17 protein-coding genes are annotated in these 15,761 nt (G+C 32.2%); 3 read left to right on the forward strand and 14 right to left on the reverse strand.

What is annotated here, in order from left to right; translation table 11 throughout:
• Positions 1 to 22: 22 nt before the first annotated feature.
• The 8 genes from NYQ10_RS13125 to NYQ10_RS13160 all read right to left on the reverse strand — a co-directional run bounded on the left by NYQ10_RS13125 (position 23) and on the right by NYQ10_RS13160 (position 7,329).
• Positions 23 to 769 carry an acyl-[acyl-carrier-protein] thioesterase gene (locus NYQ10_RS13125; RefSeq protein WP_289876773.1) on the reverse strand — a complete coding sequence of 249 codons (747 nt, stop codon included), beginning with the start codon at positions 767 to 769 and terminating at the stop codon, positions 23 to 25.
• 29 nt (positions 770 to 798) lie between these two features.
• Complete coding sequence (miaA, locus tag NYQ10_RS13130) at positions 799 to 1,728, reverse strand: tRNA (adenosine(37)-N6)-dimethylallyltransferase MiaA (protein ID WP_289876774.1); 930 nt, start codon at positions 1,726 to 1,728, stop codon at positions 799 to 801.
• A gap of 163 nt (positions 1,729 to 1,891) precedes the next feature.
• Positions 1,892 to 2,731, reverse strand: a complete 840-nt coding sequence (locus NYQ10_RS13135; RefSeq protein WP_289876775.1) for an ion transporter — start codon at positions 2,729 to 2,731, stop codon at positions 1,892 to 1,894.
• Between the two features lie 30 nt (positions 2,732 to 2,761).
• Positions 2,762 to 4,123 (reverse strand): exonuclease domain-containing protein, encoded by a 1,362-nt coding sequence (locus NYQ10_RS13140; protein ID WP_289876776.1) that lies wholly within the window; start codon positions 4,121 to 4,123, stop codon positions 2,762 to 2,764.
• An 87-nt stretch (positions 4,124 to 4,210) separates the two neighbouring features.
• A complete protein-coding gene (locus tag NYQ10_RS13145; RefSeq protein ID WP_289876777.1) occupies positions 4,211 to 4,870 on the reverse strand; it encodes a YggS family pyridoxal phosphate-dependent enzyme in 660 nt (219 codons plus the stop codon).
• Between the two features lie 6 nt (positions 4,871 to 4,876).
• Positions 4,877 to 5,371, reverse strand: a complete 495-nt coding sequence (locus NYQ10_RS13150; protein ID WP_289876778.1) for a hypothetical protein — start codon at positions 5,369 to 5,371, stop codon at positions 4,877 to 4,879.
• 14 nt (positions 5,372 to 5,385) lie between these two features.
• On the reverse strand, positions 5,386 to 6,273 hold the full coding sequence (locus NYQ10_RS13155; RefSeq protein WP_289876779.1) for a 3-hydroxyacyl-CoA dehydrogenase family protein: 888 nt from the start codon (positions 6,271 to 6,273) through the stop codon (positions 5,386 to 5,388).
• Positions 6,274 to 6,363: 90 nt separating this feature from the next.
• A complete protein-coding gene (locus NYQ10_RS13160; RefSeq protein WP_289876780.1) occupies positions 6,364 to 7,329 on the reverse strand; it encodes a Gfo/Idh/MocA family protein in 966 nt (321 codons plus the stop codon).
• Positions 7,330 to 7,542: 213 nt separating this feature from the next.
• Here NYQ10_RS13160 and NYQ10_RS13165 point away from each other — a divergent pair, with 213 nt between their 5' ends.
• Complete coding sequence (locus tag NYQ10_RS13165; RefSeq protein WP_289876781.1) at positions 7,543 to 8,184, forward strand: protein-L-isoaspartate(D-aspartate) O-methyltransferase; 642 nt, start codon at positions 7,543 to 7,545, stop codon at positions 8,182 to 8,184.
• A 31-nt stretch (positions 8,185 to 8,215) separates the two neighbouring features.
• Here NYQ10_RS13165 and NYQ10_RS13170 read toward each other — a convergent pair whose 3' ends face one another.
• From NYQ10_RS13170 to smpB, 3 genes are all read right to left on the reverse strand, one after another.
• On the reverse strand, positions 8,216 to 9,265 hold the full coding sequence (locus tag NYQ10_RS13170; protein ID WP_289876783.1) for a Fic family protein: 1,050 nt from the start codon (positions 9,263 to 9,265) through the stop codon (positions 8,216 to 8,218).
• An 82-nt stretch (positions 9,266 to 9,347) separates the two neighbouring features.
• Positions 9,348 to 9,986: a hypothetical protein gene (locus tag NYQ10_RS13175; protein WP_289876784.1), complete on the reverse strand. Its 639-nt coding sequence runs from the start codon at positions 9,984 to 9,986 to the stop codon at positions 9,348 to 9,350.
• 84 nt (positions 9,987 to 10,070) lie between these two features.
• Entirely contained in the window at positions 10,071 to 10,526 is a 456-nt protein-coding gene (smpB, locus tag NYQ10_RS13180; protein WP_223705569.1) for an SsrA-binding protein SmpB, read from the reverse strand.
• A gap of 245 nt (positions 10,527 to 10,771) precedes the next feature.
• Here smpB and NYQ10_RS13185 point away from each other — a divergent pair, with 245 nt between their 5' ends.
• Positions 10,772 to 10,996: a VF530 family protein gene (locus NYQ10_RS13185; protein WP_289876785.1), complete on the forward strand. Its 225-nt coding sequence runs from the start codon at positions 10,772 to 10,774 to the stop codon at positions 10,994 to 10,996.
• A gap of 3 nt (positions 10,997 to 10,999) precedes the next feature.
• Here the strand turns inward: NYQ10_RS13185 and NYQ10_RS13190 are convergent, their stop codons facing one another.
• From NYQ10_RS13190 to NYQ10_RS13200, 3 genes are all read right to left on the reverse strand, one after another.
• Positions 11,000 to 11,554: a DUF3575 domain-containing protein gene (locus tag NYQ10_RS13190; protein WP_289876786.1), complete on the reverse strand. Its 555-nt coding sequence runs from the start codon at positions 11,552 to 11,554 to the stop codon at positions 11,000 to 11,002.
• 112 nt (positions 11,555 to 11,666) lie between these two features.
• A complete protein-coding gene (locus NYQ10_RS13195; protein WP_289876787.1) occupies positions 11,667 to 12,215 on the reverse strand; it encodes a GNAT family N-acetyltransferase in 549 nt (182 codons plus the stop codon).
• A gap of 10 nt (positions 12,216 to 12,225) precedes the next feature.
• Positions 12,226 to 13,077, reverse strand: a complete 852-nt coding sequence (locus NYQ10_RS13200) for an aldose 1-epimerase family protein (protein WP_289876788.1) — start codon at positions 13,075 to 13,077, stop codon at positions 12,226 to 12,228.
• A 185-nt stretch (positions 13,078 to 13,262) separates the two neighbouring features.
• On the opposite strand from NYQ10_RS13200, the gene NYQ10_RS13205 reads away from it, so the two are divergent.
• On the forward strand, positions 13,263 to 15,527 hold the full coding sequence (locus NYQ10_RS13205; protein ID WP_289876789.1) for a M1 family metallopeptidase: 2,265 nt from the start codon (positions 13,263 to 13,265) through the stop codon (positions 15,525 to 15,527).
• Positions 15,528 to 15,761 lie beyond the last annotated feature (234 nt).

The raw sequence follows: 15,761 nt of genomic DNA on the forward strand, positions 1-15,761 counted from the left end.
TTTAAAATTTCTGAAGTTCTATTTATTTCCAATGCAATTCTAAAGCAAAACAAGTTTTTTCGCCTTTTGTAATACTGAATGTTGCTGTTGTATGATCGTCGTCTTCGCTTTCGTGAATTACAACTTGATCTTTTAAAGAGAGCTCTTTCATAAAGTTCATTTCGAAGCTTTTTACTTCTTGTTTCATAATTCTTTTCGGGTCAACATGATCTAAACACCATTCTAGATATTTTACGTTATTTACGTGATTTACAATGTCTAAATCAGATAAATAAACTGTTTTTTCAAAAACGGCTTCTTTTTCGTGATTAATATTGATTTTAGAAAAACCTTCTTCTGTTGCTCTGTTTTCTGGAAATAATTCAAAATGTTCGTATGGAAGTGCCAGTGCTTCTGGACGACGTGTTTGTGTGTTAAAAACGGCCCAATAGGTTTCGCAACCTACTATTTTTTTACCATTAACATACATTTCCAACGCACGAACAGAACGCGAATTTTCTAAACTGTTTATCCATGTTTTTACGGTTACAACATCCTGCCATTTTGGTAAGGAATGAACTTCAACTCGCATTCGGCTTAAAACCCAAGCCTGGTGAAATTCTTGCATATCATAAAAGCTAATTCCTCCAACCTCAGAATGCGCTGCCGCGGTTAATTGTAAAATATTACACAAATCGGTATATTTTAAAAATCCTGTCGGTGTGCATTGTGTGAAATTGATTTCCCAGTCTTTACTTAAAACTGATGTGAAATTTGGAGATATTGGCATTGTTAATTTTAGATTTTAGATTTTAGATTTTAGATTGATGATTTTAGATTTTCTTCGATGTAATGAATAATCTCATTTCTGTCAGTCGAATAATCAAACCATTTGGTATTCTCATTTCTTTTGAACCATGTTAATTGTCTTTTAGAGAATCTTCGGGTGTTTTTCTTGATTTCTTCGATTGCAAAAAGCAACGTGAAATCTCCGTCAAAATAACTAAATAATTCTCTATATCCGACCGTTTGCAGCGCATTTAACGCTTTATTAGGATATAATGTTTTTGCTTCTTCAAGCAAACCTTCGTTGATCATAATATCTACACGCTGATTGATTCTGCTGTAAATAATTTCTCTGTCGGCATCTAAACCAATTAAAATAGGAGTGAAGTCTCTATTGTTTTTCTTTTGATTTAGAAAAGAAGAATATGGTTTTTGAGATCCAATGCAAACTTCTACAAAACGCATCATTCGTTGTGGATTTTGTAAAGTCTGCGGATTTTCAAGAGTTATTTTTTGATAATAATCAGGATCCAGGTTTTTTAATTGTTCTTGAAGATATTCGATTCCGAGTTTTTCGTAATTTGAATTTACTTCAGAACGAACTTTTGAATCGATTTCTGGAAATTCGTCGAATCCTTTTAAAATAGCATCGACATATAAACCTGAGCCACCAATAAGAATTGCAAAATCATTGGTTTGAAATAGTTCTTCAATTTTGGCTAAAGCTTCTTTTTCATAATCGCCAACGGTATAATTTTCAAAAATAGATTTGTTTTGAATAAAATGATGTTTGGCTGAACTTAATTCTTCCTGATTTGGAACGGCGGTTCCGATAGTCATTTCTTTGAAAAACTGACGACTGTCGCAAGAAACGATTTCGCATTTAAAATGTTGTGCCAAAGCAATGCTTAAGGCTGTTTTGCCTATAGCTGTTGGTCCGACAATGGTAATTAGGTATTTCATAGTTTTTAGCCCAGATGGAAATGAAAACCCCGGACTTATATTTGTTGCATTTTTTTGGTGTAAAAGAGCGACTCCCGACGCTTCGGGAGAAACTCCTTTTATGCCTTAAAAAATTACAAATATAAGGAGGAGTTGGAATGTACAGCTGGATTGGCTTCTAAAATTAATTATTTGGCAGTTCGGTTCCGCATTCGTAACAATATTTTGCGTTGTCAAAATGCACTTGTGACTGACATTTTCGGCATGTTTTTTTTCCGCTTACAGAATTGTTTCTTAAACTGCTTTTGGCAAATTCGGCAGTTACAATTCCTGTTGGAACTGCGATAATTCCGTAACCTAAAATCATAACAAATGCTGCTATAAATTGTCCAAGTGGCGTTTGCGGAGAAATATCTCCATAACCGACTGTTGTTAAGGTGACTATTGTCCAATAAATTCCCATTGGGATGCTCGTAAAACCTGATTCTCTGCCTTCGACTAAGTACATTATGGTTCCGATGATTACGGTACTGATGAGCACAAAATAGATAAAAACTAGAATCTTTTCTTTACTGGCTTCTATTGCTTCTTTTAATTGCAGGGATTGATGATTGATTTGTGGAATATGCAAAATTTTGAATAATCGTAAGAAACGTAACGCTCTTACAATCGATAAAATGCTCGCGCCAGGAAAAAATATGGATAAATACATTGGTAAAACGGCAAGTAAATCGATGATTCCGTAAAAACTGAAAATGTACTTGACAGGTTTCTGAATAGAAATTATCCTTAAAATATATTCGATTGTAAAGAATATTGTAATTACCCATTCGCAGATTATTAGTTGTTCGTGATATTTAGAACTGATTCCTTGAACGGTATCTAACATTATTAAAAGAACACTCAGTAAAATTAAACCCAGTAATACTAAATCGAACATTCGCCCTAAAATGGTATTGGTGCCATATAGAACGATTTTGACCTTTTCTCTAAAGATTTCGTACTGTGATTTTGTGTTTTTCATATCCTTAAAGATAATCCAATTTTTACTGTCTTAAAAATGAAGTATTTTTAATGATTTACTTTTGCGAATATAATTTTGAATAATGTTTTTTACATCGCGATTGTGCTGCATCGGAATAAGAATGTTTTTTAAGATTTCGATATTCGTGATTTGATAATTTAAATCGTAATACGCGTAACCTTTGTAAGCTCCATTTTCGATTAAAATGGCACTTCTTTCATTAACGTTTCTGCCTCTGTCTATTAAAATCATGCTTTTGTTTTCAAAACTATTTTCTGAAATAAATTGTTGAACTCTTAAATTGTAAGTTTCTGGAGCAACTTCACCTATGCATGCGCCGTCACATTCTTTGATTTTATACTGAAAGCATTCTTTTTTAGATTGGTATAAACCAGTCAGTTTTTGACATAAAAAGTATTTTGCTGTGATTTTGAAAAGTGCGTTTTTGCCTTCCTGTAAAGAAGCGTAAGATGTAATTTCTTTTTTGCGTCCGTCGGCTTTTTCAAGTTTTAGATTGATGTATCCATTAGCATCTTTTTCAGCATATAGAGCAAAAGGAAAAACGCTTTTCTTTTGTGAACGATTGTATCGAGGTCGGTTGATTTTTACTTCCTGACTTTCTTTTAAGAGTGCAATTAACTCGCTTCCCGTTTCGTCATAAGTAATTGTAAAAACTTCTGCCTGAATTCTTTTGCTTTTAGTTGTAATTCCTGTAAAATGCTGATTTACTCTTTTTTTGATATTTTGGCTTTTGCCAATATAAATTAGAGTACCTGCTTCGTTGTATATATAATAAACACCTGTTTTTGCAGGCATTTGATTAATTAGATCCAGAAATTTTGGAGAAATTCCTTTTTCGACTTCTAGTTTTATAAAATCTTTTACGATTGTTTTTTCAACATCTTTTTCTAAAAGCATTTTGAAAAGCTTAGTCGTGGCCATAGCATCTCCGCTGGCGCGATGTCTGTCTGCCATCGGAATTCCGAGTGCACGAACTAGTTTTCCTAAACTGTATGAAGGTTGTTCTGGAATTAATTTTTTTGCTAATTCTACAGTACAAAGAGTTTTGGCTTCGAAATCGTAGCCTAAACGTCTAAATTCGGTTCTAAGAATTCTATAGTCAAAAGATGCATTGTGAGCCACGATTACGCAGTCTGAAGTAATCTCGATAATGCGTTTCGCAACTTCATAGAATTTTGGAGCTGACTGCAACATAGCATTATTGATTCCAGTAAGTTTTACAACAAACGGTTGGATTGGAATTTCAGGATTGACAAGGCTTATGAATTGATCAACTACTTCATGCCCATCAAATTTATAGATAGCGATTTCGGTAATTCCCTCTTCATTAAATTGCCCCCCAGTGGTTTCTATGTCTAGTATTGCGTACAAATTTAGTGTTCAGTCTCAGTTTTTAGTATTCAGTTTTTTTCTGTAAAGGCGTATTATTTGTTCGCTTTACAGGATTTGATGTCGAAATTATCTTCCTCCAAAAATGCTGCTTCCAATGCGAACCATTGTGCTTCCGCATTCTATCGCTAATTGATAATCTCCAGACATTCCCATCGATATTGTGCTTAGATTACAGTTTTCAGCTTTCAATTCTTTTATTGAATCAAAAATGGATTTTAAATGGGTAAATTCTTTTTTAATCTGGTTTTGGTCTTCGGTGAAAGTCGCCATTCCCATCAAACCTAATATACGAATATTTTTCAACTCTTTGAACTCTACAGAAGTTAAAAGTTCATTTAATTCATTTTCGTCTAAACCAAATTTAGATTCTTCTTCGGCAATATAAATTTGAAGAAGACAATCTATAATTCTATTGTTTTTTAAAGCTTGTTTGTTGATTTCTTGCAATAATTTCAAACTGTCAACACCGTGAATTAAAGTTACATACGGCGCCATAAATTTGACTTTATTCGATTGAACGTGGCCAATCATATGCCATTGAATGTCTTTTGGCATTTGTTCCCATTTCTCCGTCATTTCCTGAATTTTGTTTTCTCCAAAAATGCGTTGTCCAGCTTCGTAAGCCTGCGTCAAGTCTGAAACAGGTTTTGTTTTTGAAACAGCAACGAGAGTTACGTGTTCAGGTAATGAAGTTTTAATTGTATTTAAGTTTGATGCTATTGACATTTTTATTTATTTTTTTGAAAGCTGAACATGTAATTTTTCATTTCTTTCTGACGGAATGTAAAAATCTATCTTTTTATCTTCCATTTTTAATTTAGGATCAAATCCAGGTCCTTTTGCCTCATTTTTTAAGTATGTGTAAAAAGAACCCATATCACTTTGATAAAGATTTCCAAAAATTTTATCATAGCAGTTAACAGAACCACAAAAATAACCTACTATTTTATCATCAAGATTAACGACTATTACTTCAAAATTTGCTTTTAGATTTAAATCCCTTAAATATAGAATTAAAAAATTGTGTTTTCTTTTTTTGTCAAAACTTTGAGTACTTTTGAAGACACAATTTTTGTATTTCTTGTTGTTAATATCTAATTGATAGTTATTCTCTTGTTTTAAGATTCGGGTTGTTCCAAAGAAATATTTAATAGTCATTGGTTTGTACCAATAAAGAGCAATTAAGCTACAAACAATCAGAATGACTAAAGAAAATACTCTTTTCATAAATTAATTAAAGTTTATAAAAACTGCTTCGAGATTTTTTCTGCTTTTTTGCTTTCGCTATAATCGTAGAAACCTTCTCCAGATTTCACTCCCAATTTCCCAGCTCTCACCATATTTACTAATAATGGGCAAGGAGCATATTTTGGATTTTTGAAACCTTCGTACATTACATTTAAAATGGCAAGACAAACATCAAGACCTATAAAATCAGCTAATTGAAGCGGTCCCATTGGATGTCCCATTCCTAATTTCATTACCGTGTCGATTTCATAAACTCCTGCAACTTTGTTGTATAAAGTTTCGATAGCTTCGTTTAGCATTGGCATTAAAATTCTGTTTGCCACAAAACCTGGATAATCGTTTACTTCAACAGGAACTTTGCCTAATTTTTCAGATAAAGTCATGATGATTTTGGTTACTTCATCGCTTGTATTATATCCACGAATGATTTCAACCAATTTCATAATCGGCACAGGATTCATAAAGTGCATTCCGATAACGCGCTCAGGATGTGCTACAACAGCTCCGATTTGTGTAATGGAAATTGAAGACGTATTAGTAGCTAAAATAGTATTGTGAGAGCAATATTCATTTAATTGTTTAAAGATGTTTAGCTTTAATTCAACATTTTCTGTAGCCGCTTCTACAACTAAATCTGCGCCAACAACACCATCTTTAATGTCTGTGTAAGTAATAATATTGGTTATTGTTTTAGCAACATCTTCTTGCGTAATTGTTCCTTTTGCAAGCATACGTTCTAAATTGGTCGCAATAGTTGCCATTCCTTTATCTAATGATTTTTCAGAAACGTCAATTAATTTTACAGTAAATCCGCTTTGTGCGAATGTATGAGCAATGCCGTTGCCCATTGTTCCTGCTCCAATTACAGCTATTGTTTTCATTTGTTTGATGGTATTTTATTTTACGATTAAGCCACGAATTCACAACTTGATTGTGACTTTCGTGGCCAATATTTTAATTTTTTGTTTTAATTATTTATTGAAACATTCAATAATTTGATACGCTACGCGCAAAGCATCTGTTGCTTGCTCTAGTGTTACAACTGGTGTAGTATCTGTATTGATTGCGTTAGCAAAAGATTCTAATTCGTCTAAGATAGCGTTATTTTGTTCAACATCAGGATTTGTAAAATAGATTTGTTTTTTTACACCTTCTGCATTTTGTAGAATCATATCAAAATCTCCTGGAACCTCTGGCGCATCTTTCATACGAACGACTTCGCATTTTTTCTCTAAAAAGTCTACTGAAATGTAAGCATCTTTTTGAAAGAAACGGGATTTACGCATATTTTTTAATGAAATTCTGCTTGCAGTTAAATTAGCAACACAGCCATTTTCAAATTCAATTCTAGCATTGGCAATATCTGGAGTATCACTAATTACAGATACACCGCTTGCGTGAATATCTTTTACTTTGGAATTAACAACACTTAAAATAGCATCAATGTCATGAATCATTAAATCCAAAACTACAGGAACGTCTGTTCCGCGTGGATTAAATTCAGCCAAACGATGCGTTTCTATAAACATCGGATTTTCGATCATGTTTTTTGTGGCAATAAATGCAGGATTAAAGCGCTCAACATGCCCAACTTGCCCTTTTACGTTGTATTCTTTTGCCAAAGCGATAATTTCTTCAGCTTCTTCAACCGTATTTGCAATTGGTTTTTCAATAAAAATATGTTTTCCTGATTTAATGGCAACTTTTGCACATTTATAATGCGAAAGGGTAGGAGTAACAATATCAATCACGTCGACAGCGTGAATAAGTTTTGCAATAGTGCTGAAATTTTTATAGCCAAACTCTTTTGAGATTCTTTCGGCATTTTCTTGATTTTCGTCGTAAAATCCAACTAATTCGTATTTGTCAGATTGTTGTAATAAGCGTAAATGTATTTTACCAAGATGACCAGCACCTAAAACTCCTACTTTTAACATGAGAATGTATTTTAAACAAAAATAGAATTTATTTGTTGAATGTAAAAATGAATTTAGCTAATTGTGAGTTCAGAATCATGAATTATAAATTATCAGAGGCGCCCTTTTGACTTTTGGCTTTGAACTTTCGACTGTATTAATTTATTATTTAAAAATCAATATTTGAAATCCTGTTTTGTTTCTTATTTTTGCGAAAATAAAACCTACCCAATTTTGAAAGATACTGCCAAACATCAAGGACTTCGTAATCAATTAGTAACCACTTTAGAGCAAAAAGGAATTACTGATAAGACAGTTCTAGAAGCAATAAAAAAAATCCCGAGACACCTTTTTTTGAATTCTAGTTTTGAAGATTTTGCTTATCAAGATAAGGCTTTTCCTATTGGTGCTGGGCAGACTATTTCTCAACCTTACACTGTTGCTTTTCAATCGCAGCTTTTAGAAGTGCAAAAAGACCATAAAATTTTGGAGATTGGAACTGGTTCTGGATATCAAACAGCGGTTTTGTTTCATCTTGGTGCAAAAGTTTATACTGTAGAAAGACAAAAAGAATTGTTTAAACAGACTTCTATCTTATTTCCGAAATTAAATATTCGTCCAAAACATGTATCTTTTGGCGATGGTTACAAAGGACTTCCTAATTTTGCACCTTTTGACAGCATAATAGTTACAGCGGGCGCACCGTTTATTCCGCAACCCTTAATGGCACAATTGAAAATAGGAGGAAGACTAGTTATTCCGCTTGGAGAAGACGTTCAGATTATGACTTTATTAATTAGAAAGAATGAAACTCAATTTGAAAAGCATGAGTTTGGAGAATTTAGATTTGTTCCTTTATTAGAAGATAAAAATTAATAAGAAAGTCCAGTTTTAAGCTGGGCTTTTTTTATTGAGTTAGAATTCCAATATATCTTTCTAAGCTTTCTTTTTGTGTTTGAGCTATAAAAAGCAAAAAATCTTCTTTATCCTTTTTAGTTTGAGCGACTTCTAAAGATTGATAATAGCGCATTCTATTTTCATAATCACCTTTAATATTAGCAATTAGATAACCTTTTTGCATCAAAATTAAATTCATTATTAGTCTTGAAGTTCTTCCGTTTCCATCAATGAAAGGATGAATTGTGACTAATCTTTCGTGCATTTCTGCAGCTAAAACAACAGGATGCAATTTATTTTTGTTGATTTCGTACCAAATAAAATATTCTTCCATTTCCTGCGGAACAAGTAAAGGTTGTGGAGGCATATGACTGCTTCCTTGAATCATAACCTGAACTTTTCTATAACGTCCCGCATCTTCGGGAATTATTCCTCTCAAAATTAAATTATGAATAGACAAAAGATCACGTTCATTTAATGAATTATTTTTGTTCATTAAATCTTTGATAAAACCAATTGCTTCTTGATGATTTATGGCTTCTAAATGTTCTCGCATACTTTTTCCAGAAATCGTTAAGCCTTCATTAATAACCATATCTGTTTCACGAAGTGTCATTGTATTTCCTTCGATTCTATTGCTTTCAAATGTATATTCAAGTTCTAAAGCTTGTCTAATTTTAAAACTGTCGAATTGCCTGTAAGAGTCTAATTTGTCTTTTAAAATATCAATCTCTTTTAATATTTTCTCTAAAGAAGTAGAAAGTTTAAGATTAGAAACTGTTTTGTTGTATTTGATTTCATCTTCAGCAACTTTTAAAGCTTTCAATGCAAATTCATCGTCACCAATTTCATAAAGAATTTTTTCCTTAAGCCAAGCGACCATTAAAGTTTCGTAATCAATTTCTAAAAGTTGAGACAGTTTAATGATTTGATCTTTTGTTGGTTTTCGCGTTCCAGATTCAAATTTGCTTATCAAAGCCTGATCAATTCCTGCAAGTTGTGCCAATTCGCGGGTTTTTAAACCTTTTTGTTCTCTAGCATTTTTTAGAAGTGATTTCATTATGAAAAATTTAGTCTTGACAAATTTAGTCAATTTTATTTGTGTAAAAAAAAGCAACTTTTATTTAGTTGCTTTTTTGATTTTATTTTGGAGGTAAAGAGCCGTCTTTTCTCATTTCCTTGACTACTGCTAACATAATTGCATCTACAGTTTGTCCTAAATCTGTAACATTTTGAGATTCTGTAGTTCCTGTCCAGATTAATTTATTTTCTTTTAATGAAAAAACATTGGTCTCTACCATGTATAAAGTCGATTCCTGATAATAACCCGGATCGTAAAAATTAGGAGAATACATACCGTACCAATTACCGAAACCATAACCATACATTCCTGTATACATTCCGTCAAATCCTCCATAATACATTCCTGTATAAGTTCCAGGTACATAGGTGGTTTCCTTTTCTTTGCTGACTAAACGCATACTGACAACTCCGTCAAAATTCTCATCTTGAAGAACCTTTAGTTTTTGTTCTTTAGTAAGTTGATCCGCAACACCTAAATATTGATATGAAGTTTTAAACACAGGATTACTTGCTGCAATTCTGTTTTCGGCAATTCGCCTTGAAGCTTCGTCTTTGACTAAAGCAACAACCAAAACCTTTTTAAATTGTTCCTGCGCAACAGTTACTTTTGGATCTCTCCAACTGTTGACGATAGTGGTGTTACTGCCGCATCCTATAAATGCAAAACTGGCAATCAGCAAAATAAAGTACTTTTTCATATTTTACAGTTAAATTGGTTATAAGTAAAAATAACTATAAAATACTAATAAATAGAAGTTTATGCTTAAAATTAAAAAAGCTTACTAATTATAAGCTTTTTTTATACGGTCTAAATCGCGTTTCGTATCTTGTTCTTTTAAAGATTCGCGTTTATCGTAGTTTTTCTTTCCTTTACAAAGTCCGATTTGCAGTTTTGCCAAACCTTTTTCGTTGGTAAATAGTTTTAACGGAATAATTGTTAGTCCTTTTGCCTGAACACTTTTGTGAAGTGTTTTTAATTCTTTTTTGTTTAAAAGTAATTTTCGCTCACTTCTTGATTTGTGATTGAATTGATTTCCAAAAGAATATTCTTCGATGTAAGTATTGATAGCAAAAAGTTCCATACCGCTAAACTCGCAGAAACTCTCTGTAATATTTGCTTTTCCTAAACGTATAGATTTGATTTCGGTACCTGCCAAAACGATTCCAGCAGTATAGGTATCGATTATTTCATAATCAAATCGCGCTCTCTTATTTAATATATTGACTGATTTTAACATAGTGCAAATGTAAGACAAAATTGAAAACTTTATCAAGGCACAAGATAATTAAAGTTTTTTTTAATTCTATGATTTTAATCAACTGGGACTAAAATGTTTGCTTTTAAGTTTGTTCTGTAATTTAAATTCGTTTTCTAATTATTCTTTATTTGATTGATGTAAAATTCTATTTCGTAATTTTACAAAAAAAGAAAGACCGTACTTTTTTGCAGTACGGTCTTTTTGATATATTTAAAAAGTATAAAATGGAAAATAAATCAAAAGATCCTTTACACGGAATTACACTTCAAAAAATTGTCGAAACTTTAGTCGATTTTTACGGTTTTGATACTTTGGGAGAATTAATTCCTATAAAGTGTTTTATTTCTAATCCAAGTATAAAATCGAGTCTTACTTTTTTAAGAAAAACAGATTGGGCTCGTAAAAAAGTTGAAAGTCTTTATATTAAAACACTTTCTAAACTAGGATGATTTTTATAATTTATAAGAAATCATAACTCCTCCACGGTACGGAAGCCATTCGCCACTTTTATTCCAGTTAACCGTTTTTTCATATCGTCCAGGAGTTCCATCATTATATTTACCATGATAAAATCCTTGATGCCAACCGCCTCCAACAAAAACATCAAGTAAAAATTTATCGTTTAATTTGATGTTGTAACCAACAGTTGCTCCAATTCTATAACCAAAGCCATCTTCATAATGATTGCTGTCCCAATAGTTCCATTTTTGTAGTTCGTATTTATCTGCTCCAATATGGGCTCCGGCATAAAAACCATTATATTTTTCTTTAAAATGGTAACGTATTTCTGGAGTTATCGTAATAAATTTCATTGGGTGATTTCCATTGAATGACTCCCAAAATGAAGCCATTACATCGGCACTAAAAGTCGTTTTTTTACCAATGCTGGTTTCTATTCCAACATTTGGAACTAATAATAGAGCTGTCGCTCCATTAAATTTTACAAAAGTCTGGCTTTGTAATTGCATACAAAATAAAAGAACAATAAGGGCTGATATTTTTTTCATAAAAATGTTTTCGTATTCAAAATCAGCTTTTTTTAACTGATTTCGAGCGCAAATATAACGCATAAAGGCAGATATCTATTGTGTTAACATAAGATTTAACAAGTGTAAAAATCTATTTTTCTAGTAATGAATAGATTACCTTATCTAAAAATTTTCCGTTATAAAATTCAGACTCTTTAAAATGCGCTTCTTTCGTAAATCCGCATTTTTGAAGCACTTTTTCAGAAGCATAGTTTTCTGGAGCAATAACAGCTTCAATAGAATGTAGCTTTAAATCTTCAAAACCATATTTTGTAAGTCTTTTTACGGCTTCAGGCACATATCCCTTTCCGTGAAATTCTGGCAAAATCATATAGCCAATTTCAGCTCTATAATTTTCTGGTTGCATTCTATAGAATCCAATAATTCCTAATAGTTTTGGTTCGTCTTTTATTCTAATTGCCCAATTAATACCGATATTGTTTTCAATATTGTCTAAAATCATTTTGATATGCGCCAAAGCATCTTCATTGTTTTTTGCCAATGGTCGCGGAATATATTTCATCGTTTCAGGATTAGAACGCAATTGAAAAATTTCATTTACATCTGAATTTTGAAGAAGATCTAATCGTAAACGTTCCGTTTCCATAACAGGAAAAGGAGAAAAATTAAATTCTAACATTGTGACGGTATTAAAGTATTGTAATGCTAAATTTCGCAACAAAGCTTTTATTTTGTTCTAAAGTTAAAATTCCTTCTTTTTCATATAAATTTCCAGAATTTTCATTCGTGTCAGAATAACCAAGCCAAGGTTCAATACAAACAAACGGAGCATTTTCTTTAGTCCATAAACCTAAACTTGGGAAATCTTTAAAATCAACTTTTACATAAGGTTTTGAATTTTCAAGAATAGTCAAAGATTTAGATTCTAATGTTTTAAAAATTAAAGCGTCATTCTTGAAAAGCTCATAATTTAAGGGAACAATTTTGTTTTTTGCTTCTAAAATTTTAGTTTTTGATGAAATTAAATCATTTTCAAGAAGATAATATTTTAGATTTTCCTCTTTTTCAAATTCAAAAGCATAATTCTCAAAGTTGTCAGGTAATGCAATTGCAGGATGAGCTCCAATTGAAAAAGGCATTTTTTGGGCTCCATTATTGATAACATTATATTCAAGTTCTAAAGAATTTTCATTTAAAGTATAAATAAGCAGTAATTCAAAATTAAAAGGATATTTTGTCAACGTTTCCTCAGAAGATTGTAAAGAAAATACAGCTTTGTTTTCAGTTTTTTCAATCAATTGAAATTCCATGTCACGCGCGAATCCGTGACGCGGTAAATTATATTCTTTACTATCGATTTTATAAGTGTTGTTTTTTAAAGTTCCTACGATAGGAAAAAGAACTGGTGAATGCTTTCCCCAAAAATCAGGGTTTCCTTCCCATATATATTCTTTGTTTTGGTTGTCTTTTATAGAAAACAATTCAGCTCCAAGATGATTTATAGAAGCCGTTAATGTTGAATTTGAGATTGTTGTAGTCAAAATAGAATGTCTAAAGTGAATAAAATTTACAGTGATGTAAATATATTTTATAAAAATTACTTTTTTGAGAAAATCGCTCAAATTATTTTATTGATAAAATTTTGCTAAAATTCAATTTATGTTTTGAAATTTCTCTGCGAATAGCTTTTTTTTTCATTAATTTGCTACATAAACAGCTAAAAAATATGAAAAAGCAATGTGCAAAAGCCATTTTAACCGCGGCTTTATTTTTTGGGATTTCTTCGGTTTGGGCGCAGCAAACTCCGTCAGCATCAACTGCAAATCCAGTAAATAATTACAATTATCATGATGCCTTTGGCCCTCATTTTTACACTAAAAACGGGACTTCAACTCGTACAGCGAGCGGTCAGCCAGGTGTTGAATATTGGCAAAATAGAGCCGATTATCAAATCACAGCAAAATTAAACGGAACAACAAATGAAATTGTAGGTACAGATGAGATTACTTACACTAATAATAGTCCAGATAAATTAGGCTTTCTTTGGTTGAATTTAGATCAGAATTTATTCAAAGACGATTCTAGGGGGAATGCAGTTGTGCCTTTAACAGGTAGCCGTAACGGAGCTCAAGGTCAGGTTTTTGACGGCGGTAATAAAATTAAATCTGTAAAAGTAATTTCTGGAGGAAAAAATAAAACAGAAGTTGAAGCAAAATATATTGTTACAGATACCAGAATGCAGATTTTTCTTCCGCAAGAATTGGCTGCAAAAGGAGGTTCTGTAAAAGTAAAAATTGAATTCTCATTTATCGCGCCATTCGAAGGTTCGGATAGAATGGGAGTTCTAGAAACTAAAAACGGAAAAATCTTTACTATTGCACAATGGTATCCGCGTATGTGCGTGTATGATGATGTACGTGGTTGGAACACGCCTCCTTATTTAGGTGCGTCTGAGTTTTATTTAGAATATGGAGATTTTGACGTGAAATTGACTGTTCCTGGAAATCACTTTGTAGTGGCTTCTGGTGAATTGGTTAATGGTCAGGAAGTATTTTCTGCAGATCATTTCAAAAAATATAAAGAAGCTTCTAACAGCGATAATACGGTAACAATTCGTTCGGAGCAAGAAGCAAATTCAGCTTCAGCTGCAGGAACGGATAAAACATGGCATTATAAAATTAAAAATGCACGTGATTTTTCTTGGGCATCTTCTCCAGCGTTTATCTTAGACGGAGCAAAAATCAATCTTCCAAGTGGTAAAAAAGCATTAGCATTATCTGCTTATCCTGTTGAAAGTGCAGGGAAAGATGGTTACGGACGTTCTACAGAGTATGTAAAGGCTTCAATTGAGCATTATTCTAAACAATGGTTTGAATATCCTTATCCAGCAGCTACAAACGTGGCAGGTAATGAAGGCGGAATGGAATATCCAGGAATTGTGTTCTGCGGATGGAAATCTAAAGGAGCAGATTTATGGGGAGTTACAGATCACGAATTCGGACATATTTGGTTCCCAATGATCGTAGGTTCGAACGAAAGACTATTCGGTTGGATGGATGAAGGATTTAACACTTTTATCAATTCATTAAGTACGGCTGCATTTAATAATGGAGAATACAAAGAACCAGCAGCAAATTTACACGAACAAGCAGAGTCATTTACACGACCTGATTTAGAAACCATTATGAGTTCTCCTGACAATATGAAGGAACAAAATATTGGAATGTTATGTTATTTTAAACCAAGTGCAGGTTTGGTAATTTTGAGAGAACAGATTTTAGGAAAAGAACGTTTTGATACAGCATTTAGAACTTACATTCAGCGTTGGGCTTACAAACACCCGCAGCCAGACGATTTTTTTAGATCTATCGAAAATGTTGCAGGAGAAGATTTAAGCTGGTTTTGGAGAAGCTGGTATGTAAATAACTGGAGATTTGATCAAGGAATTAATTCTATTAAATATGTAAAAAATGATCCTGCAAAAGGAGCAGTTATTACTGTAGAAAATTTCGATAAAATGCCAATGCCAATCGTTTTAGATGTTAAAACAAAAAGCGGAAAAGTTACAAGAGTAAATCTTCCTGTAGAAATATGGCAGCGTAACAACAGTTGGTCTTTCAAACATAATTCTACAGAAGAAATAGAAAGTATAACTTTAGATCCAGATAATGCGTTTCCAGACAATAATACATCAAACAATGTTTGGACAGCTGGAAAAGGTAAAGTAGAAAAAGACATTATTTTAGATCCGTATTTAGGAAAGTTTTCAACTTCGAGAGCGCCTCTTAAAATTGAAGTTACTGAGAAAAATAGTACTATGTATGTTGAAATTACAGATTTCCCTAAGTTTTCAGTTAAACCAGTAGAAAACGAAAAAGACACATTTGAGTCTAAAGGAGCTGGTTTGAAATTTAAATATAATGAAGCAAAAACAGGTTTTGATATGATTGTTTTAGGTAACGGACAAGTAATTCCTTTTACAAAAAACTAACTATAAAATCCTAGTAATATATAAACCCGATGGTATTTTTATCATCGGGTTTTCTTTTGTTTAATTTTTTTTGTTTCAAGTTTAAGGTTTCAAGTTTATCTCTTCAAGTTAGAAGAATAAAACCTCAGAACCTTAGTGACTTAGAATCTTAGTGTCTCCAAATAATAACTTTTCATTAAAAAAATGTTAGAATTTTAATTTTTTCTTTTGTGAATAAAAAAAAGATGTACTTTT

It is taken from the genome of Flavobacterium johnsoniae (genome assembly GCF_030388325.1).
Lineage (GTDB): Bacteria > Bacteroidota > Bacteroidia > Flavobacteriales > Flavobacteriaceae > Flavobacterium > Flavobacterium johnsoniae_C.

Excerpts from the sequence above, each read along its gene's own strand:
- NYQ10_RS13185 (WP_289876785.1), top strand. The coding sequence starts at position 10,772 with ATGGAAAATAAATCAAAAGATCCTTTACACGGAATTACACTTCAAAAA.
- NYQ10_RS13175 (WP_289876784.1), bottom strand. The coding sequence starts at position 9,986 with ATGAAAAAGTACTTTATTTTGCTGATTGCCAGTTTTGCATTTATAGGA.
- NYQ10_RS13205 (WP_289876789.1), top strand. The coding sequence starts at position 13,263 with ATGAAAAAGCAATGTGCAAAAGCCATTTTAACCGCGGCTTTATTTTTT.
- NYQ10_RS13150 (WP_289876778.1), bottom strand. The coding sequence starts at position 5,371 with ATGAAAAGAGTATTTTCTTTAGTCATTCTGATTGTTTGTAGCTTAATT.
- miaA (WP_289876774.1), bottom strand. The coding sequence starts at position 1,728 with ATGAAATACCTAATTACCATTGTCGGACCAACAGCTATAGGCAAAACA.
- NYQ10_RS13135 (WP_289876775.1), bottom strand. The coding sequence starts at position 2,731 with ATGAAAAACACAAAATCACAGTACGAAATCTTTAGAGAAAAGGTCAAA.
- NYQ10_RS13190 (WP_289876786.1), bottom strand. The coding sequence starts at position 11,554 with ATGAAAAAAATATCAGCCCTTATTGTTCTTTTATTTTGTATGCAATTA.
- smpB (WP_223705569.1), bottom strand. The coding sequence starts at position 10,526 with ATGTTAAAATCAGTCAATATATTAAATAAGAGAGCGCGATTTGATTAT.
- NYQ10_RS13155 (WP_289876779.1), bottom strand. The coding sequence starts at position 6,273 with ATGAAAACAATAGCTGTAATTGGAGCAGGAACAATGGGCAACGGCATT.
- NYQ10_RS13145 (WP_289876777.1), bottom strand. The coding sequence starts at position 4,870 with ATGTCAATAGCATCAAACTTAAATACAATTAAAACTTCATTACCTGAA.
- NYQ10_RS13195 (WP_289876787.1), bottom strand. The coding sequence starts at position 12,215 with ATGTTAGAATTTAATTTTTCTCCTTTTCCTGTTATGGAAACGGAACGT.
- NYQ10_RS13160 (WP_289876780.1), bottom strand. The coding sequence starts at position 7,329 with ATGTTAAAAGTAGGAGTTTTAGGTGCTGGTCATCTTGGTAAAATACAT.
- NYQ10_RS13125 (WP_289876773.1), bottom strand. The coding sequence starts at position 769 with ATGCCAATATCTCCAAATTTCACATCAGTTTTAAGTAAAGACTGGGAA.
- NYQ10_RS13170 (WP_289876783.1), bottom strand. The coding sequence starts at position 9,265 with ATGAAATCACTTCTAAAAAATGCTAGAGAACAAAAAGGTTTAAAAACC.